Annotated in this window: 15 protein-coding genes; 9 read left to right on the forward strand and 6 right to left on the reverse strand. The window is 66.6% G+C overall.

Features of this window, described 5'->3' with window-relative positions:
- Positions 1-25 precede the first annotated feature (25 nt).
- From OU994_RS19410 to OU994_RS19445, 8 genes are all read left to right on the forward strand, one after another.
- Positions 26-1,522, forward strand: coding sequence for an MFS transporter (locus tag OU994_RS19410; protein ID WP_281607245.1), 1,497 nt, complete (start codon positions 26-28; stop codon positions 1,520-1,522).
- Between the two features lie 61 nt (positions 1,523-1,583).
- A complete protein-coding gene (locus tag OU994_RS19415; protein WP_281607246.1) occupies positions 1,584-2,639 on the forward strand; it encodes a glycoside hydrolase family 43 protein in 1,056 nt (351 codons plus the stop codon).
- A gap of 174 nt (positions 2,640-2,813) precedes the next feature.
- Positions 2,814-2,990 (forward strand): hypothetical protein, encoded by a 177-nt coding sequence (locus OU994_RS19420; RefSeq protein ID WP_281607247.1) that lies wholly within the window; start codon positions 2,814-2,816, stop codon positions 2,988-2,990.
- 19 nt (positions 2,991-3,009) lie between these two features.
- Entirely contained in the window at positions 3,010-4,038 is a 1,029-nt protein-coding gene (locus OU994_RS19425; RefSeq protein WP_281607248.1) for an ABC transporter substrate-binding protein, read from the forward strand.
- Positions 4,035-4,601 carry an SCO family protein gene (locus OU994_RS19430; RefSeq protein WP_281607249.1) on the forward strand — a complete coding sequence of 189 codons (567 nt, stop codon included), beginning with the start codon at positions 4,035-4,037 and terminating at the stop codon, positions 4,599-4,601. The genes OU994_RS19425 and OU994_RS19430 overlap by 4 nt, the downstream gene beginning before the upstream one ends.
- Positions 4,602-4,604: 3 nt before the next feature.
- The gene (locus tag OU994_RS19435) at positions 4,605-5,039 is read left to right on the forward strand and encodes a hypothetical protein (RefSeq protein WP_281607250.1); all 435 of its coding nucleotides are present in this window, start codon (positions 4,605-4,607) and stop codon (positions 5,037-5,039) included.
- Between the two features lie 24 nt (positions 5,040-5,063).
- Positions 5,064-5,822 (forward strand): ABC transporter permease, encoded by a 759-nt coding sequence (locus tag OU994_RS19440; protein WP_281607251.1) that lies wholly within the window; start codon positions 5,064-5,066, stop codon positions 5,820-5,822.
- The gene (locus OU994_RS19445; protein WP_281607252.1) at positions 5,812-6,561 is read left to right on the forward strand and encodes an ABC transporter ATP-binding protein; all 750 of its coding nucleotides are present in this window, start codon (positions 5,812-5,814) and stop codon (positions 6,559-6,561) included. Before OU994_RS19440 ends, OU994_RS19445 begins: the two co-directional genes overlap by 11 nt.
- A 176-nt stretch (positions 6,562-6,737) precedes the next feature.
- On the opposite strand, the gene OU994_RS19450 is transcribed toward OU994_RS19445, so the two are convergent.
- From OU994_RS19450 to OU994_RS19460, 3 genes are all read right to left on the reverse strand, one after another.
- Complete coding sequence (locus OU994_RS19450; protein ID WP_281607253.1) at positions 6,738-8,702, reverse strand: PEP-CTERM sorting domain-containing protein; 1,965 nt, start codon at positions 8,700-8,702, stop codon at positions 6,738-6,740.
- Between the two features lie 79 nt (positions 8,703-8,781).
- Positions 8,782-9,240 (reverse strand): DUF1801 domain-containing protein, encoded by a 459-nt coding sequence (locus tag OU994_RS19455; protein ID WP_281607254.1) that lies wholly within the window; start codon positions 9,238-9,240, stop codon positions 8,782-8,784.
- 62 nt (positions 9,241-9,302) lie between these two features.
- Entirely contained in the window at positions 9,303-10,232 is a 930-nt protein-coding gene (locus OU994_RS19460) for a LysR family transcriptional regulator (RefSeq protein ID WP_281607255.1), read from the reverse strand.
- Positions 10,233-10,344: 112 nt separating this feature from the next.
- Between OU994_RS19460 and OU994_RS19465 the strand changes: the two genes are divergently transcribed.
- Positions 10,345-11,088: an SDR family oxidoreductase gene (locus tag OU994_RS19465; protein ID WP_281607256.1), complete on the forward strand. Its 744-nt coding sequence runs from the start codon at positions 10,345-10,347 to the stop codon at positions 11,086-11,088.
- Positions 11,089-11,129: 41 nt separating this feature from the next.
- On the opposite strand, the gene OU994_RS19470 is transcribed toward OU994_RS19465, so the two are convergent.
- The 3 genes from OU994_RS19470 to OU994_RS19480 all read right to left on the reverse strand — a co-directional run bounded on the left by OU994_RS19470 (position 11,130) and on the right by OU994_RS19480 (position 17,214).
- On the reverse strand, positions 11,130-12,719 hold the full coding sequence (locus OU994_RS19470; protein ID WP_281607257.1) for a chemotaxis protein CheW: 1,590 nt from the start codon (positions 12,717-12,719) through the stop codon (positions 11,130-11,132).
- A 16-nt stretch (positions 12,720-12,735) separates the two neighbouring features.
- A complete protein-coding gene (locus tag OU994_RS19475; RefSeq protein ID WP_281607258.1) occupies positions 12,736-14,448 on the reverse strand; it encodes a methyl-accepting chemotaxis protein in 1,713 nt (570 codons plus the stop codon).
- Positions 14,449-14,850: 402 nt separating this feature from the next.
- Entirely contained in the window at positions 14,851-17,214 is a 2,364-nt protein-coding gene (locus OU994_RS19480) for a glycoside hydrolase family 2 TIM barrel-domain containing protein (protein WP_281607259.1), read from the reverse strand.
- Positions 17,215-17,234: the final 20 nt, after the last annotated feature.

A 17,234-nucleotide genomic window follows, 5' to 3' on the forward strand; every position in this document is an offset into this window, starting at 1 on the left:
CCTCATAACGATAAAGCGAGACATCATGACCAACACGCAACGGACCTCTTCCGACAGCGCTACCGGCCGGCTGGGCGTCACGGAGAAAGTCGGCTATTGCCTGGGCGACCTGGCGGCCAACCTGATCTTCCAGACCCTGCTGACCTTCATCGCCTTTTTCTACACCGACGTGTTCAAGGTGTCGCCCAACGCGGCGGCCAGCATCATCTTCATCGGCGGCATCGTCGGCGCCTGCTTCAACCCGCTGATGGGCCTCATCGCCGACCGCACCGTGACCCGCTGGGGCAAGTTCCGGCCGTGGATCCTGTGGACGTCGGTACCGTTCGGCCTGATCGCGATCCTCGCCTTCAGCACGCCGGACCTGGGCCCGGACGGAAAGATCATCTACGCCTCGCTCACCTACGTGCTGCTGATGCTGGTATACTCGGCCAACAATCTGCCCTACTCGGCGCTGTCCGGCGTGCTGACCGGCAGCATGAGCGAGCGTAACAGCCTGTCGGCCTACCGCTTCGTGGCCGTGATGGTGGCGCAGTTCATCATCCAGGTGCTGCTGCTGCCGCTGGTGCTGATCCTGGGCGACGGCGACAAGGTGGCCGGCTTCCGCAACACGATGATCATCTTCGCCGTGGCCGGCACGATCTGCTTCCTCATCACGTTCTTCACCACGCGCGAGCGCATCGTGCCCACCGCGGCGCAGCGTTCCACCATCGGCCAGGACATCACGGACCTGCTGCGCAACCGCCCCTGGATGGTGATGCTGGCGGTGACGATCCTGGTGTTCGTCACGCTGGCACTGAAGGGCGGCATGTACATCTATTACTTCCGCAGCTACCTGTCGGCCACGCACCTGGCCACCTTCCTGCAGGACGTGGGCTTCAACGGCTTCATCGCCGGGCTGAACGCCGTGCTGGCGAGCGTGGGCCTGACCGCGTTCCAGTGGCCGGAAGACGCGCCGACTTCGGCCTTCAGCGTGTTCAACGCGATCGGCATCGTGATGATGATCATCGGTATCGGCTTCTCGCGCCCGCTGGCCGACCGCTTCGGCAAGCGCGAAGTGTTCGGCATCGCGCTGTTCATCTCCACCATGTTCATGCTGGCGTTCTACTTCTACGCGCCCACCTCGATCGGCCTGGTGTTCGTGTCGCAGCTGCTGCACGGCTTCTTCTACGGCATCACGATCCCGCTGCTGTGGGCGATGATCGCCGACGTGGCCGATTATTCGGAATGGAAGAACAACCGCCGCGCCACCGCCCTGCTGTTCTCGGCGATGATCTTCGGCCTCAAGGCGGGCCTGTCGGTCGGCGGCGCGCTGGTCGCCGCCCTGCTGTCGACGGTCGGCTACGACGCCACGCTGGCCACCCAGGCACCGGCGGTGGCGGACGGCATCCGCCTGTCCGTCAGCCTGTACGCGGCGATCCCGTTCCTGCTGGCCGTCGGCTGCCTGGCCTTCTACGAGATCCGCAAGTCGACCGAACGCACCATCGAACAGGAACTTGGCCTGCGCCGCGCCGCGCAGCAGTGAGATGAAGTGAGCAGCGCCGAGCTGCCCGCATAACAACACCATTACTCATCAAAGCAAGCATATGGCACACAACGAAGACGACAAGCGCAAGCACACGCTGGCACGCGTGGAACAGCTGAACACGAGCGCGATCTCGCAACCGCTCGTCAAGCACCTGTACACGGCCGATCCGTCGGCCCACGTGTTCGACGGCCGCATCTACCTCTATCCGTCGCACGACATCGAAGCGGGCATTCCCTTCAACGACAACGGCGACCACTTCGCGATGGAGGACTACCACGTCTTCTCGATGGACCGGCCGGACGGCGAAGTGACCGACCATGGCGTGGCGCTGCATGTCGCCGACGTGCCGTGGGCGGCGCGCCAGATGTGGGCGCCGGATGCGGCGCGCAAGGATGGCAAGTACTACCTGTACTTCCCGGCCAAGCGCGCCGATGGCATCTTCCAGATCGGCGTGGCCGTGTCGGACAGCCCAACCGGGCCGTTCGCGGCGGAGCCGGCACCGATCGAAGGCAGCTACTCGATCGACCCGGCCGTGTTCGAGGATGGCGGCGAACACTATCTCTACTTCGGCGGCATCTGGGGTGGCCAGCTGCAGAAGTACCGCGACAACGTCTACGGCGCCGCCAACGAGGAACCGGCCGACCACGAACCGGCGCTGCGGGCCCGCGTGGCGCGCCTGTCGGCCGACATGAAGCAGTTCGCCGAAGCGCCCCGCGCCATCGTCATCCTCGATGAAGACGGCAAGGAACTGCTGGCCGGCGACCATGACCGCCGCTACTTCGAAGGCCCGTGGATGCACAAGTACCAGGGCAAGTACTATTTCTCGTACTCGACCGGCAACACGCATTTCCTGTGCTACGCCACGGCGGACAACCCGTATGGCCCATTCACTTACCAGGGAAAAATCCTGACGCCGGTGATCGGCTGGACCACGCACCACTCGATCGTCGAGGTGGATGGCCGCTGGTTCCTGTACTACCACGACAGCAGCCTGTCCGGCGGCGTCACGCACCTGCGTTCGGTGAAGGTCACCGAACTGTTCTACGACGAGGAAGGGCGCATCGTCACGCTGTATCCGTATGGCGAGGACAACCAGCACGTGGATATCGCCTGACCGGGGTGTCACTGCATGCGAATGGCCCGGCAGCGCTTGCTGTCGGGCCTTCTTTGCGTTCTGGGGGCTTCACGGGGCGCAGGGCATGAGCTGGCGGGGGCGGTCGCCAGGCAGCCAATCGATGCGCACCGACCGAAATGCAAAATCGCCGGGCATGTTCTGGTCGATCTGCAAATGAGGTACCATCTGTCGCGCGCCGCGCGCCCGTATGGCGGCGTGTCGAACCTGTTCGACAAGGCTTGCTCACTGCCGGCCGGCGGTGTACGTCTCGCCGGCTTCGTCAACCACCGTACCGGCCTGCTGCGTCCCTGCCTGGCTACGGCCGCTCGTTCGATACCGCGCCATCTTTGATCTTTAGGATGCTGTAGCCATGAATGATTATTTGCCGATGCGCCGCCGTCTGCTGGAGTCGGGCCTGGGCGCCGCCCTGGCGACGGCACTGCCGCGCGCCGCCCTGGGCACCGCACCGGGGACCCCGCTGGCCGTCGGCGGCTTGCCCGTCACTTGCAATCTGACCTTGCCGATCGCCTGCACCGCCAAGACCCTGGCGAACCAGCGGGCCGGCCTGGGACCGGCGCCGTTCGTGTATCACAAGTACAGTGGCTGGCCCGAGATCAAGGAGTCGCTGATGACCGGCCGCATCCAGGCCGCCTATATGCTCGCGCCGCTGGTGATGGACCTTGTGAACACCCGCATTCCGCTCAAGATCGTCTCGCTCGGGCACCGCTCCGGCGCGGTGATCATGGTGCGTACCGATGCGAGCTACCGCAGGTTTCGCGACTTGCGCGGACGCGCCATCGCGGTGCCGAGCCGCTTCGCGGTCGACTATCTTTTCCTGCGCAAGATGCTGGCACGGGAAAACATGACCTTGAAGGACATCGAGATCATCGAGATGAACCCGCCGGACATGCCCGCAGCCCTGTATGCCAGGGCCGTCGATGCCTATTGCACCGGCGAGCCGTTTGGCGCGGCGGCCCAGCGCGCGGGCTATGCGCGGCCCCTGGCGATGACGCGGGATGAATGGCGCAACTATATCTGCTGCGTGCTGACGGTGCGCGACGACGTGATCCAGACCCGGCGCCCGCTGGTGCAGGACCTGGTCGATCACATCCAGGCCGCTGGCACCTGGCTCGACCAGGGGCCCGCAAACCGGGACCGCGCTGCCCATATCGCCGGCGACAAGAAGTTTTTCAACCAGGATCCGAAGATCATCAAGTTTGTCATGGAGACGCCGCACGATCGCGTTACCTATGGCGACCTGCGGATGATCCGTTCCGAGTTCGACGAATTAATGCAGCTCTCGCTCGAAGCACGCACTCTCAAGAAGCCGATCGCCTACGAACGCTATGTCGACGACAGCTTCTTCCATGCCGTCAAACCGCTCAAGCTTGCCCTATGAAGATCCTTGTCCTTGCCCTGCTGCTGTGCACGGGCGCAGCCTGTGCCCAGCAGCTCAAGTCCGGCGTATTCGAGCCGCCCCGTGCCGCGCCGGAGATCGCCCTGCCGGCTTCCACCGGCAAGCCCTTCAAGCTGACCGACCTGCGCGGCAAAGTCGTGGTGCTCGAATTCGGCTTCAGCCACTGCGAGACGGTGTGCCCGGTGTCGCTGGCGGCGCTGGCCGAAGCCAGGAAGCTTGTCGGCCCGGCGGCCAGGGACGTCCAGGTGCTGTTCATCAGCGTCGACCCGGAGCGCGACACGCCCGAGCGCCTGCGTACGTACCTGGCGCAGTTCGACCCCGGCTTCATCGGTATCACCGGCACCCCGGCCCAGATCGCCCAGCTGCTCAAGGACTATGGTATCGCCGCCAGGAAGCATCCCATCGGCGGCGGCAGCGACTATTTGATGAGCCACTCGTCTTATTTGTACTTCATCGACCGTCAAGGGCGCCAGCGCGCCATGATGCCTTTCGGCCGCCCCGCCAGCGAGATCGCCCACGACCTGGCGATCCTGCTGAAGCGCTGAGGCATGCGACCCTTGCGGCCTCTCTGGCTGGCATTCGCCGTCGCTGCCGCGATCTCGGCATGGAGCGCGTTCGCGCCCCTGCCGGACGAGAGCAGGGACGAGCTGTTCGAGATCCCGAAGGGGACCTGGGCTCGCCGCATGGCTGGTGACAAGGTGGACATCCTGCCCGACACGATAACCCTCACTGTCGGCGTGAAGGATGTACTCCTTCTGCGCAACGCCGACACGGTGCCGCAGATCTTCGGCCCCGTGCTGATCATGCCCGGGCAGGATTTTCGCCTGCCGTTCGACACGGTGTCGGTCAATGAATTCAATTGCTCCGCCCACAGTAGCGGATCGATGAAGGTCATCGTCGAGCCCCATCCGGCGGCGGGCATCGCACGCCTGAAGTGGCGCGTGCGCCGGGCGAGCCGCGTCTTGCCGGCGTCATTTCATTAATTCGCGTTAGGGAAGTACTCGCACGTGGAAAAACTCAATCGAATCTGGCCCCCTGTCCTGTTATTGGTCGTCCTGGTCGCGCTCTGGCACTACACCGTCACCTTGACCCAGTCGGTTATTTTCCCGACCCCCGGCCAGGTGCTGGACGGGACCATCGAGCTGGCGGCCGATGGCACCTTGTGGAAGCACATCGGCGCATCGCTGCAGCGGGTCGCCACAGGCTTCCTGCTGGCCACCGTGGTAGCGATCCCGATCGGCCTGTGGATGGGCCGGGTGCACGCGGTGTACAACACCCTGAACCCGGTATTCCAGATCCTGCGGCCGATATCGCCCATCGCCTGGATCCCCCTGGCTATCCTGTGGTTCGGCGTGGGCGACATGGGACCGGTATTCCTGATTTTCCTGGCGTCGGTGTTTCCGATGATCGTGCAGACAGCAAACGGCGTTCATACCATCGAGAAGCGCTATATCCACGCTGGCATGAATTTCGGCGTTTCACGCTCCAAGCTGTTCCGCCAGGTGGTGGTTCCGGCCGTGCTGCCCGATATCGTCGTCGGCATGCGCGTCAGCCTGGGTGTGGCATGGCTGGTGGTGGTGGCGGCCGAAATGATCGTGCGCAGTTCCGGCCTCGGCTTCATGATCATCGACGCGCGCAATGCGGGCAATCGCTATGACCTGGTGATCGCAGCCATGGCCATCATCGGCATCATCGGCCTGTTGCTGGACATGATGATGCGGCGCCTGGAAGGACTGGACTCGGTAAGGTGGCGCTATGGACACTAAAATCAGCATCGACAACATCAAAAAGAGCTTCTCGCGCAATGGCCAGCGGCTCGATGTGGTGGACGGCCTGACGCTGGAAGTCAAGGACGGTGAATTCGTCGCCATCGTCGGGCCATCGGGCTGCGGCAAGTCGACCATCATGAAGATGATCTCCGGCTTCGAGCAGCCGGACACCGGCGCCGTGCGCATCGATGGCCAGGTAGCGAAGGGGCCGAGCCCGAAAGGCATCGTGATCTCGCAGAGCGGCTCGGTGTTCCCCTGGCTGACCGTACGGGAAAACCTGATGTTCGGGCTGAATCAGGGCACCGCGGCGGAAAAGCACCGTCTGGCCGATCACTACGCCGAGATGGTGGGACTGAAAGGATTCGAGCATGCCTATCCGCGCGAACTGTCCGGTGGCATGCTCAAGCGGGTGGAGATCGCCAGGGCCCTGGTGGTGAAGCCTGAAATCCTGTACATGGACGAACCGTTCTCGGCCCTGGACGCGTTGATGAACTTGCGCATACGCGATGAGCTGCTGCGCATCTTGCAGGAGGAACGCCACACGGTCATCCTGATCACCCACGATGTCGAAGAAGCCCTGTACCTGGCCGACCGCATCATGGTGCTCTCACCCCGCCCCGCAAAAATCCAGCGCTCCTTCGCTATCGACGCCGCACATCCCCGCAAGCTGTCCGAGCCGCGCTTCCAGGAAATGAAGGACGCCATCCTGGCAGAACTGGGCCTGACGCTTCGGTAGAGCTGCGGCATGGAGCAGTATATGGAGCAGTATATGGAGCAGTATATGGAGCAGTATATGGAGCAGTATGCACCGGTGCTGTCCGACACCTGCATGCCGGAGCGCCCGGCAGTATTGGACGCCGCCTCCTGGCCGCTATATCAGGAAGGAAGCGGCTATTCGAACCCGCGGCTGCCTCAGGCGGCAGCCTTCTTCCGCCGCCCCGCCACCGCCAGGATGCCCAGGCCGGCGAACAGCATCGCCACGCTGGCCGGTTCCGGCACGGCGCTCACGTTCGTGTAGGTGCCGTCGAAACTGTACGTGACGGCCAGGCTGTCGATCGTGGTGGCGCCCATCAACTGCGCAAAGGCGGCATTGCCCGCGTAGTCGCCCAGGAAGCGCAGCGTGTAGCCGGCGCCGTCGTGGGTCAGCGCCAGGGTCTCGCCGGCAGCGACCGCGCCCAGGCCCTGGAACGTCAGCACGGTATCGCCCAGCACGATGGCCGAGCTGTCGGCCAGCGCCAGGCTGGCGAATGCCTGCGACGCGGCGCCGGCCAGGTCCAGCGTACCGCCGCCCAGCAGCAGTGCGCTGCCGGCCGCCACCACGTCGGCGCCCTCCAGCGCCAGCGTGCCACTGCGCAGTTCCACGGTCGTGAAACCGGTGATCGCGCCGGCGTAGCCGAAAGCGTTGCCGGCACCGGTGTCGACCACCAGCGTGTCGGTGCCACCGCCGCCATCCACGCTGCCCACCACGATGGCATTGCCGCCGCTGATCACCAGCGTGTCGTTGCCGGCACCGAAGGCGATCGCCCGCCCGCTGCTGCCGCCATCGATCGTGCCGGCATTGGTGATGGTCGCATTGTCGCCATTGGTACGGATCGCCGCGGCCGTGCCGCCGCCGCGGAAGGTGCCGCCGGCACGGTTGTCGATGATCACCGTGTAGCCGCTGGCCGCGCCCGTGACGGCGATGGCGGAGTCGCCCTGGCCGCGGATCATGCCGCCGGCGGCGTTGACGATCGCGGCGTTGCCGTACAGGCCTTCGCGCGTGCCGGCCAGCGGGCCGTTCGTGATGTCGTTGCCGGCCAGCGTGATGCCGCGGCCCACGGCGCCGCCATTGCCGGGCGCCACCAGCCCTTCGATCGTGCCGGTATTGAAGATCGTGCCGCCGCCGGCCGAGATGCCTTCGCTGAAGGCCAGGCCGCCCGCTTCCACCGCGTTCAGCGAGCGGATCACGCCGCTGTTGGTGATGTGGACCAGGCCATCGACATCGACGCCATCCCCATCGCCCGAGACGCCGTTCCCGGAAATCAGCCCGCCGTTGACGATGGTGACCAGCTGCCTGCCATTGAAGCCATCGACATTGATGCCGGAGCCGTCGTTGCCGCGCACGATGCCGCCGGCCAGGTTGGCGAGATCCAGCGTCGAAGCGGTGTTGGCGTTCTTCTGCTCGAACGTGATGCCATGGCGGCCGGCGTCGACCAGGCCGGTGGCGGCATTGGTAACGCGGATGCCGCTGCGGTCCTGGCCATCGATGCCGTCGCTGCTGGCTCCGACCGTTGTCACGGAACGGATCGTGCCGGCGTTGAACAGTACGCCGCCTTCGCCCGGACGCACCGCATCGGCTTCGCTGGCCAGCAGCAGGCCGCCGGCGAAGTTGTTGATCGTGTTCGCGCCGGTGACGGCGTTGAAGTCGACCGCCTGGGCGCCGCCCGCGGAGCCGTTCAGCGACACCATCGATCCGTAGTTGTTCAGGATGACGCTCGACGCGGCGCCGTTCACCTGGATCACGTCCGCGTCGGCGGTGCGGACCAGGGCCGCCGCATTGGTGATGCTGCCGTTGTTGATGACGAATTCGGTCACGGCGCCGCTGGCGCGGATCGCGCGGCCACTGCCCGTCTGGGCGATGGTGCCCAGGTTGTTCACCGTGGCCTTGTCGCCGGTCACCGCCACCGCCACGGCCGATCCGCCCACTGTCAGCGCGGCGCCGGCGGCCACCGTCCCGGTATCGCCCTTGCCGAGGTTTTGCGCGGTCGTGCTGGTGCCGGTGATGGTGAACGCTGCGGCATGGGCCAGCGCCGGGCTGGCCAGTGCGACCGCCAGCACCAGTGCGTTGAACGGCAGGCCGGTGCGGCGGCACAGGAACGGGGAACGTGGCAGGGACATCGATGGACTCCGGGAGAAAAGATAGTTGTCAAAGTTAAACTACTTTGATGACAACCGTGTGACCCCGCAGTCTTCGCTGCTACGGCATCCTGCCCGGCAATGCGGCCGCCTGGCGGATCCAGTCCGCCAGCGCCTCCTCGTCGAGCATGTCGTCCTCATGGATGTGGAAGTAGCGCGTGTCGTCGCCCTTGCTGGCCACCGGCGGCGGTGGCTGGAGCGAGGCGCCCTGGAAGAACGCGACCTTGATGTAGCGGTTGAAGCAGTGCAGTCCGAGGAACCAGCCCGTGTCGCCGGCACCATACAGCGGCGAGTTCCATTTCACCGCCTTGCGCACGCCCGGCACGGTACGTTCGACCAGCGCGTCGAGCCGCTTGCCGGCCGCGCTTTTCCAGCCCGGCATGGCCGCGATGTAGGCTTGTACAGGTTCGTCGCCGTCGCCCTTGGCGATCTGCGGATTGCCGCCCGAAAGCAGCACGGGTGGCGTGGGGCCCGCGCCGGATTGCGGCGGAAGGCTGGCGCGGGAATGTCTGGTGGTCATGGCATGCTCCCCAAATGCGATCACGCGAGCATAACGCAGGGTGCCGCCCCCGGTCCAGCCGGTCATGGCGCCTCGAAGCGCTGCCGGTAGCCGCTCTCGCCGAAGCGCTCGACGATGAAATCGATGAACAGCCGCGTCTTCGCCGGCAGCAGCTTGCGGCTCGAATAGTAGATCGACAGCGGCCTGCTGCCGGCATGCCATCCCGGCAGTACGCGTACCAGCTCCCCGCTGTCGAGCAGTGGCAGCGCATGCGGCAACGGCAGCAGCGCGATACCCATGCCGCTGGCGGCGCCGCGCGCCATCGCTTCCGGATCGTTCATCACGGCCACCGGGCGCACGGCCGCGAAGACTTCCTCGCCGGCGGCATTGTTCAGCACCCACGGCAATACCCGGCCCGAGTCCAGCGAACGGCGCACCACGCCGCAGTGCCGCGCCAGGTCGGCCGGCTCGGCGGGCGCGGGATGGTCGCGCAGGTAGGATGGCGCGGCCGCCAGCACGATGCGCACGCGGGCCAGCTCGCGCGCGACCACGCCCTCGGACAGTTCGATGCCGCCGCCGATCGCCACGTCGAAACCGTCGGCCACCAGGTCGGCCTGGCGATTGTCGAAGTGAATGTCCGGCACCACGGCGGGATAACGCCGCACGAATTGCTCGACGAGGGGCAGGATGTAGAGGCGCCCCACCGTATGGGCCAGTGCGATCTTGAGCGAGCCGGCAGGTTGCCCGGCGCCCTGGCGCAACTCGGTCAGGGCATCGCCGATATCGCGCCATGGCCGGCTCACCTGGCCGTACAGCCGCTCGCCGTCGGTGGTCAGCGCCAGGCTGCGCGTGCTGCGCTGGAACAGCCGCACGCCGAGCCGCGCCTCGAGCCGCGCCACGCTCTTGCTGACCGCCGCGGGGGTGATCCCCATGCGCCGTGCGGCGGCCGAGAAGCTGTGCTCATCGGCCGCGGCGAGGAAGGCGTCGAGATAGCTGCTCAGTTCAGTATCCATGCGGTCATTTTATACCGTGGGTTGAAACTGAAACGGCCATTCATGCGCTACCGCGACGGTCTCGCCGTGGCCATACTGTGTCCATCCCCACTCACTTTCAAAGGAACACACCATGACCACGATACTCGACGGCAAAGTCGCCTTCATCAACGGCGGTTCGCGCGGCATCGGTGCCGCCACGGCACGCCGGCTGGCGCGCGATGGCGCCACCGTCGCCATCGGCTACGCCGCATCGGCGGCGGCCGCTGAAGCACTGGTGACGGAGATCACCGCGGCCGGCGGAACCGCGCTGGCGATCCGCGCCGACGCGGCCGATGCCGCCTCGCTGAAAGGTGCGATCGACGCGGTAGCCGACCGCTTCGGCCGCATCGACATCCTCGTCAACAATGCCGGCGTGCTCCGTCTCGGCGACGTGGCACAGTTCTCCCTGGAAGATTTCGACCAGACCGTGGCCGTCAATGTGCGCAGCGTGTTCGTCGCGTCGCAGGCGGCGCTGGCGCACATGGGCGAAGGTGGCCGCATCATCAACGTCAGCAGCACCAATGCGCTGCGCATGCCGTTCGCCGGGGGCGCGGTATACGCGATGAGCAAGTCGGCGCTGACCGGCCTGGCGAAAGGCATGGCGCGCGACCTGGGGCCGCGCGGCATCACCGTCAACAATGTGCAACCGGGTCCGGTCGATACCGACATGAATCCCGCCGATGCCGAATTCGGCGCGGTGATGCACGGCCTGATGGCATTGCCGCGGCATGGCCATCCCGATGAAGTGGCCGGGATGATCGCCTACCTGGCCAGTCCGGAAGCGGCGTTCGTCACCGGCGCCGACCTGCTGATCGACGGCGGCTTCGCGGCCTGAGCGCCGATGAGCTGGTGGCGGGCGATGCGGCCCGCCCTGCCTTACTGTGCCAGCACGCGCTCCAGGGTGGCGAAGAAGGCGTCCCGCTCGAACAGCGTCTTGACGGAACCGTCGGGCAATTCGAGCACTTCGCTGACGTCGGCGCGCATGTCGGCCACCACGCCGCCGGCGCGCAGCATCTTCGGCGACGGCCGCCGCGCGCTGGCCGGCAGGTGCACGATGCTGTCGACCCGGTCGACGATCACGCCATAGCGCTCGGTGCCCCGTTCCAGCACGAGGATGCGGCACTCCGCGGTATCGTCCAGCGGCGGCATGCCGTACAGCCGGCGCAGGTCGATCACGGAAATCACCTGGTGGCGCAGGTGCAGCATGCCGTGCACGCAATCCGGCGCGCCGGGCGGGCGCGTCATGCCGGGCGCGTACGGGATCAGCTCGCGCACCTGTCCGATGTCGGCCGCCCACGGGCTGCCCAGCGCGAACGCGAGGTAGACCTGCTTGCGCGCCGCGGCGGTACCCGCGTTCTTCGCCGCCTGCGCCTCGCCGGCTGCCTCGTCGCCGTAGATGCGTCGGTGGCCCGCGCAGACTTCGGCCAGTTCCGTATCGCCCAGCACATGGGCGTGGTCGAGGAACAGCGTGTCCGGGCCATCGGTACGCGGCAGGCAGCCGCGGAACATCGCGCCGCGCCGCGTGCCCAGCAGCGGGATCGGCAGCACGTCGCTGTCGAAGTAGTGGATGATGGTGTCGACCGAATCGACCACGAAGCCCAGCAGTTCCTCGCCGATGCGGGCGATCAGGATACGCCGCCGCACCTGGTCTGCCTGCGCGGGCGCGCCGCCGACCAGCGCAGCGAAGTCGACGATGCCGACGGCACGGCCGCGGAAGTTGATCCAGCCCTTGCACAGCGGCCCGGCCATCACGGACGTGCGCAGCTCGGGCACGGCGATGATTTCCTGCACGGCCGTCATCGCGAACGCGAACGACGTGCCGCCCGCGGAAAAGCACAGGCACTTGCGCGCCTCGGCATGGCGCAGGAAGCGGGCGCGCTCGGCGGCCCGCGCGGCGGCCGACATCGAGCGCACCTGCGGCACGTTATCGATGCGCACCAGCGCCTCGGGCACCAGTACCTGCAGCAAGCGCTCGCCGTCGGCCAGCAGGATCGTGCCGCCGATCACGGATGACCGCCCGCCGCCATAGCTCACGGTACTGCGCTGCTCGGGGCGCACGCGCAGCACCTCGCCGGTGGCGTCGAACACCAGGCCGACCAGCACTTCCTCGTGATCGAGGATGGCGATCTTCTGGGTCGCATCGGCCGGCGGGGCCGACGGATCGAAAATGCGCGCCAGGTTGACGATTGGGATCGCCGTGCCGCGCAGCGTGAAGATGCCTTCCAGGCAGTCCGGCGACAGCGGCATGCGCGTGACCCGCTCCGGGTAGCCGACCACTTCGCGGATCGCCAGCGCCGGGAGCGCGAATTCGGCGCCGCCCAGGTGGAAGGAGCCGAACAGTTCCAGCCCCGCCGCGTCGACCAGCGCCCGTGCGGCGGCCGCGCGCGCGGCGGCCATCGCCTCGGCGGCGGCGTGCACCTCCGGCGCCGGGGGCACGCCGGCCGCGGTCATCTGAAGCGTATGCATGGTTGCGCCGCGCCGCTCAGACGGTGAAGCCGGAAACCGTCTGGTTCAGTTCCGAGGCCGTGCGGTTCAGTTCCTCGGTCTGCACGGCGATGCTGTCGCACGAACCGGCCGACTTCTCCGATTCCTCGGAGATATGGGCGATCGCCACCGCCACCTCGCGGGCCGACAGCGACTGTTCGTTGACCGACGCCGAGATGTCGCCGATCGCCACCGACGTCCGCTCCACGCCGGTAGCGATGCGGTCGAACGCATCGCTGGCCTGGCGCGAGATCTCGCTGCCCTGCGCCACGCGCTTGACCGATTCCGTGATCAGCTTGGAGATTTCCTTGGTGGCCTGCGACGAGCGTTCGGCCAGCTTGCGCACTTCGTCGGCCACCACCGAGAAGCCCAGGCCGTGCTCGCCGGCGCGCGCCGCCTCGATCGCCGCGTTGAAGGCCAGCATATTGGTCTGGCTGGCGATCTCGCCGATCACCTTGACGATCTCGCTGATGTCCTCCGACGACTGGTTGATCAGCGCCATCGCCTCGATCGAGCGGGCCACGGCCTTGGCGCCCGTCTCGGCGGCTTCCTTCGTGCTTTGCGCCAGCGTGTTGGCTTCGTCGGCGCCGCGCGCGATGGTGGCGATCGACGCGGTCAGGCCGTCGACCGACGCATTCATCTCCTCGACGGTGGCGCCCAGCGCCTGGGCGCCACCCGCCACCACGTTCGAGCGCTCGGCGATGGTACCGGCCGATACCGACAGGCGCGCCACTTCGGACACCACGTGCGCGATGACGCCGCGCAGGTCGGCAATCATCTTGCCGACGCCGGCGCCCAGCTGGTCGACCGGCTCGCTGCCGTTCATCTCGAGCGTGCCGGTCAGGTCGCCGTGCGCGGCGCGTTCCACCTGGGCCAGCAGCAGCGCCACCTTGCGGCGGTCGGCCTCGTTGCGGCGCACGACTTCCTCTTCCAGCGCCACCTGGGCGGTGATGTCGGTGGCGAACTTGACCACCTTGACGGGCTTGCCGTCCAGGCCGAAGATCGGGTTGTAGGTGGCCTGGATCCAGATCACCCGGCCATCCGCGCCGACCCGCTTGTAGCGGCCGGCATCGAACTCGCCGCGGTTGAGCTTTTGCCAGAACTTGCGGTATTCCAGGCTGGCCGCGTAGTCGTCCTCGCAGAACACCCGGTGGTGTTCACCCTTGACGTCGGAGAGTTCGTAGCCGGTGACGGCCAGGAAGTTCGCGTTGGCGTCCAGCAGCAGGCCGTTCATGTCGAACTCGACGACCGCCTGGGCCTTGTCGATGGCGCTCACCAGGCCCGCGTGCTCGATGGCGCGCACCTTGTGGGCCGTGATATCGCTGGCGAACTTGATCACCTTGCACGGCTTGCCATCCTCGTCGAGGATCGGGTTGTACGACGCCTCGATCCACACGTCGCGGCCGCCCTTGCCGATGCGGCGGTATTGCGCGCGCTCGAATTCGCCGCGGCGCAGCCTGGCCCAGAATGCCTCGTACTCGGGCGAGCGCACGTAGTCGGGATCGCAGAACATCGAATGGTGCCGGCCCACCACGTCGTCGAGCGTGTAGCCGAGCGTGGCCAGGAAGTTCTCGTTGGCGTGGATGATGGTGCCGTCGAGGTGGAATTCGATGATCGCCTGTACCCGATCGACGGCGCTGCCGATGTCGTGCGCGTCGGCGCGGAGATCGGGTTTGACGGCGGTGCGGGCGGGGGCGGCGGCGATGTTCATGGCGGGTCCTGGTATCGATGGGGTGGATCCGCCTGGCGGCGAACCGGCGCGACATGCTTGCAGGTCGCACCCCATTATTACGCCGCTATTGCCTCAGGTAAAGTTTTTCCCAGCTGAACTTTTAACAATGTGTCGCGCTGAAGTTACATTCAAGCCATTGCTGACCGGCGCGACCAGGCGATACTCACCAATACTCACGGTTTCCCGCCGAACCGCGCGGATACTTGGCAATACGTACCGTTACTCGACAATGCGGACCGATACTCGGCAATATCCAGGGATAGACGAAAACCGTCAGCCGACAACCACTGTGTCTCGGGCGGCACGCGCCCACACGCATCGCGCGCCATGACGCGCGGTGCCGGACACCTTGCATGTCCGGCACCTGCTCCACTCGGAGCCTTACTTCGGCGCGAGCGCGCCCTGCAGCTTGCCGGCGGCCGCCGCCAGCGTGCCGTTCGGCTGGCGCACCTTCACCAGCACGCTGGCAATGCCCGCCTCCGTGCTCGCCTGCGGGCTGTGGATCACTTCATAGCCCGGATCGGCCGTGAATGTCACCGCCTCGCCGGAACGCGGCACGGTGGTACCGTTGGCGTCGACCAGGCGGGCGCGCGCGAACACCAGGTCGCCGACAGCGGGCGGCACGCCCATGTCGTCCAGCGCCACGTCCAGCTTCACCGCTTCACCTGGCGTGCGCACCTTGTGCTCGGCCACTACCTTGCCGCCCGTGTAGGCCACGGCCACCAGCTCGCCCGGCTGGAAGCCGCCGGTATCGAATTCCACCGGCGGATGCTTCAGCCGCGGATGGGTGGACGACGGCGCCGCCTTCTTGCGGGCCACGACCTTGCCGTTCAGGCGCAGTTCCACTTCCCCGGCGTTCGTGAACACGCGCACGCGCGGCGACGATTCCGGCGTCCAGTAGCTCGCGATGAACACCATCGGGCCACCGCCCCACTGCGCATTCGCCTGTTCCGGACTGCGCTGCGAGCGGAAGAATTCGGCCGCGAACTTCGGCAAGCGGTCGATGCTCACCACGCCGGAAGCTTCCAGGTCGGGTGCATAGCCACGCGCGTAGTCGAACATCACCCAGTAGCCATCGGCGAAGGCCGGCGTGGTGAAGTTGTCGTCATGCGCTTCGGCCACGTTGGCGGCCTGCTGCAGCAGGTGCTTCTCGCCTTGCGACAGCAGCTGGCGGCTGGACCGGTCGGCCGGCTTCAGGTCGCTCCAGGCACCCTGGTTGAAGCCCGCGTTCATCGCATAGTATTCCCAGTCGCCGTACTCGGAAACGATCAGGGGTTTCTTCGGCAGCGGGTGCTTGTCGCCGATCCTGTGCTGGCGCGCCTGCATGTAGATGTCGTAGGAGCGCGGCAGCCAGCCCACCGAGAAGGCCTGGTCGCCCGGATATTCGGTGTGCACCGTCTTGTGCAGCGTGTCGACGAACGCGTCCGGCATGTCCGTCTCGTTCAGCGAGCATTCCCAGGCCAGCACGCTGGCGTGGTTGCGGTTACGGCGGATCATGTCTTCGCAGGTCTTGATGACCTGCCGGCTGAAGGCCGGGTCCTTGTTGAAGTATTGCCAGCCCGGCACGCCCGGGATCACCAGCAGGCCCAGTTCATCGGCCGCGGCCATGAAGGCGGGCGACTGCGGATAGTGCGACAGGCGGATGTAGTCGAAGCCGTATTTCTTCACCAGCAGCGCGTCGCGGTATTCGGCCTGCGGCGACAGCGCGTAGCCCACGTGCGGATATTCCTGGTGGCGGTTCACGCCGCGCAGCTGCAGCGGTTCGCCGTTCAGCACCAGCTTGTGCTGGTTGTCGAACGACAGGCGGCGGATGCCGATGCGGGTCTGCACGCTGTCGCCGGCGCCTTCGCCCACGACAGCGGTGTCCAGCACATGCAGGTTCGGCGCCTGCGGCGACCACAACTGCGGCTGCGCGACGTCGAGCGGCATCGTCACGTGGCGGCGTTCGCCCGCCTTCAGCGTGACCTGCTGCTCGGCGCGGGCGACTTCCCTGCCCTGCCATGCCAGCGTATTGCGCACGGTGACGGTACGCGCCACCTTCGCGGTATTGGCCACTTCGGTTTTCACCTGCACCGTGGCCTTCTCCTTGCCGGCCCGCGGGAACGTGACGAACACGCCGCCGCCGGCCGGCGTGGCGGCCAGCATTTCATCGGTGATGTGCACCGCCGGCTTGGTGATCAGGCTGACGCCACGGTACATGCCGCCGTGCTGGATATAGTCCAGGTCCTTCAGCGGCTTCGGGCCGGTGATAGCGTTATCTTCGTTGTTCGCGCGAACGATGACTTCGTTCTTGCCGCCTGCCTTCAGCAGCCCGGTCACGTCGAAAGCGAACGGCAGGTAGCCGCCCAGGTGCTGGCCCAGGTGCTTGCCGTTCAGCCAGACATCGGCCACGTTCATCACCGCCTCGAAGCGCAGGATGGCCCGCTCGCCCGGCTTCAGCGCGGCGTCGAAGGTCTTCTTGTAGAACACGGTGCCCTGCCATGGCGCGGTCGGCACGCGCGGCTCGATGTGCGCCGCATGCGGCAGGTCGACCGTGCTCCAGGCGCCGGCCGGCACCTTGTCGGCGGTGATGGCCTGCTTGCCGTCGGCACGGTGGAACTGCCAGGATTCATTCAGGCTGGCCGTCGCGGCCTGCGCGGCGCCGGCCAGCGCCAGCGCGGACAACAGTGTGGAGATTAATGCGGGGGCCAGCGCGGTGCGCGCCAGGCCGCGCGGGGCGGAATGCAAAGTGCGAAATGGCTTCATTCGTCTCGGAGTATGGTTGA

Origin of the sequence: Pseudoduganella sp. SL102, assembly GCF_027856995.1 — a bacterium.
Taxonomy (GTDB): Bacteria; Pseudomonadota; Gammaproteobacteria; order Burkholderiales; family Burkholderiaceae_D; genus Rugamonas; species Rugamonas albidiflava.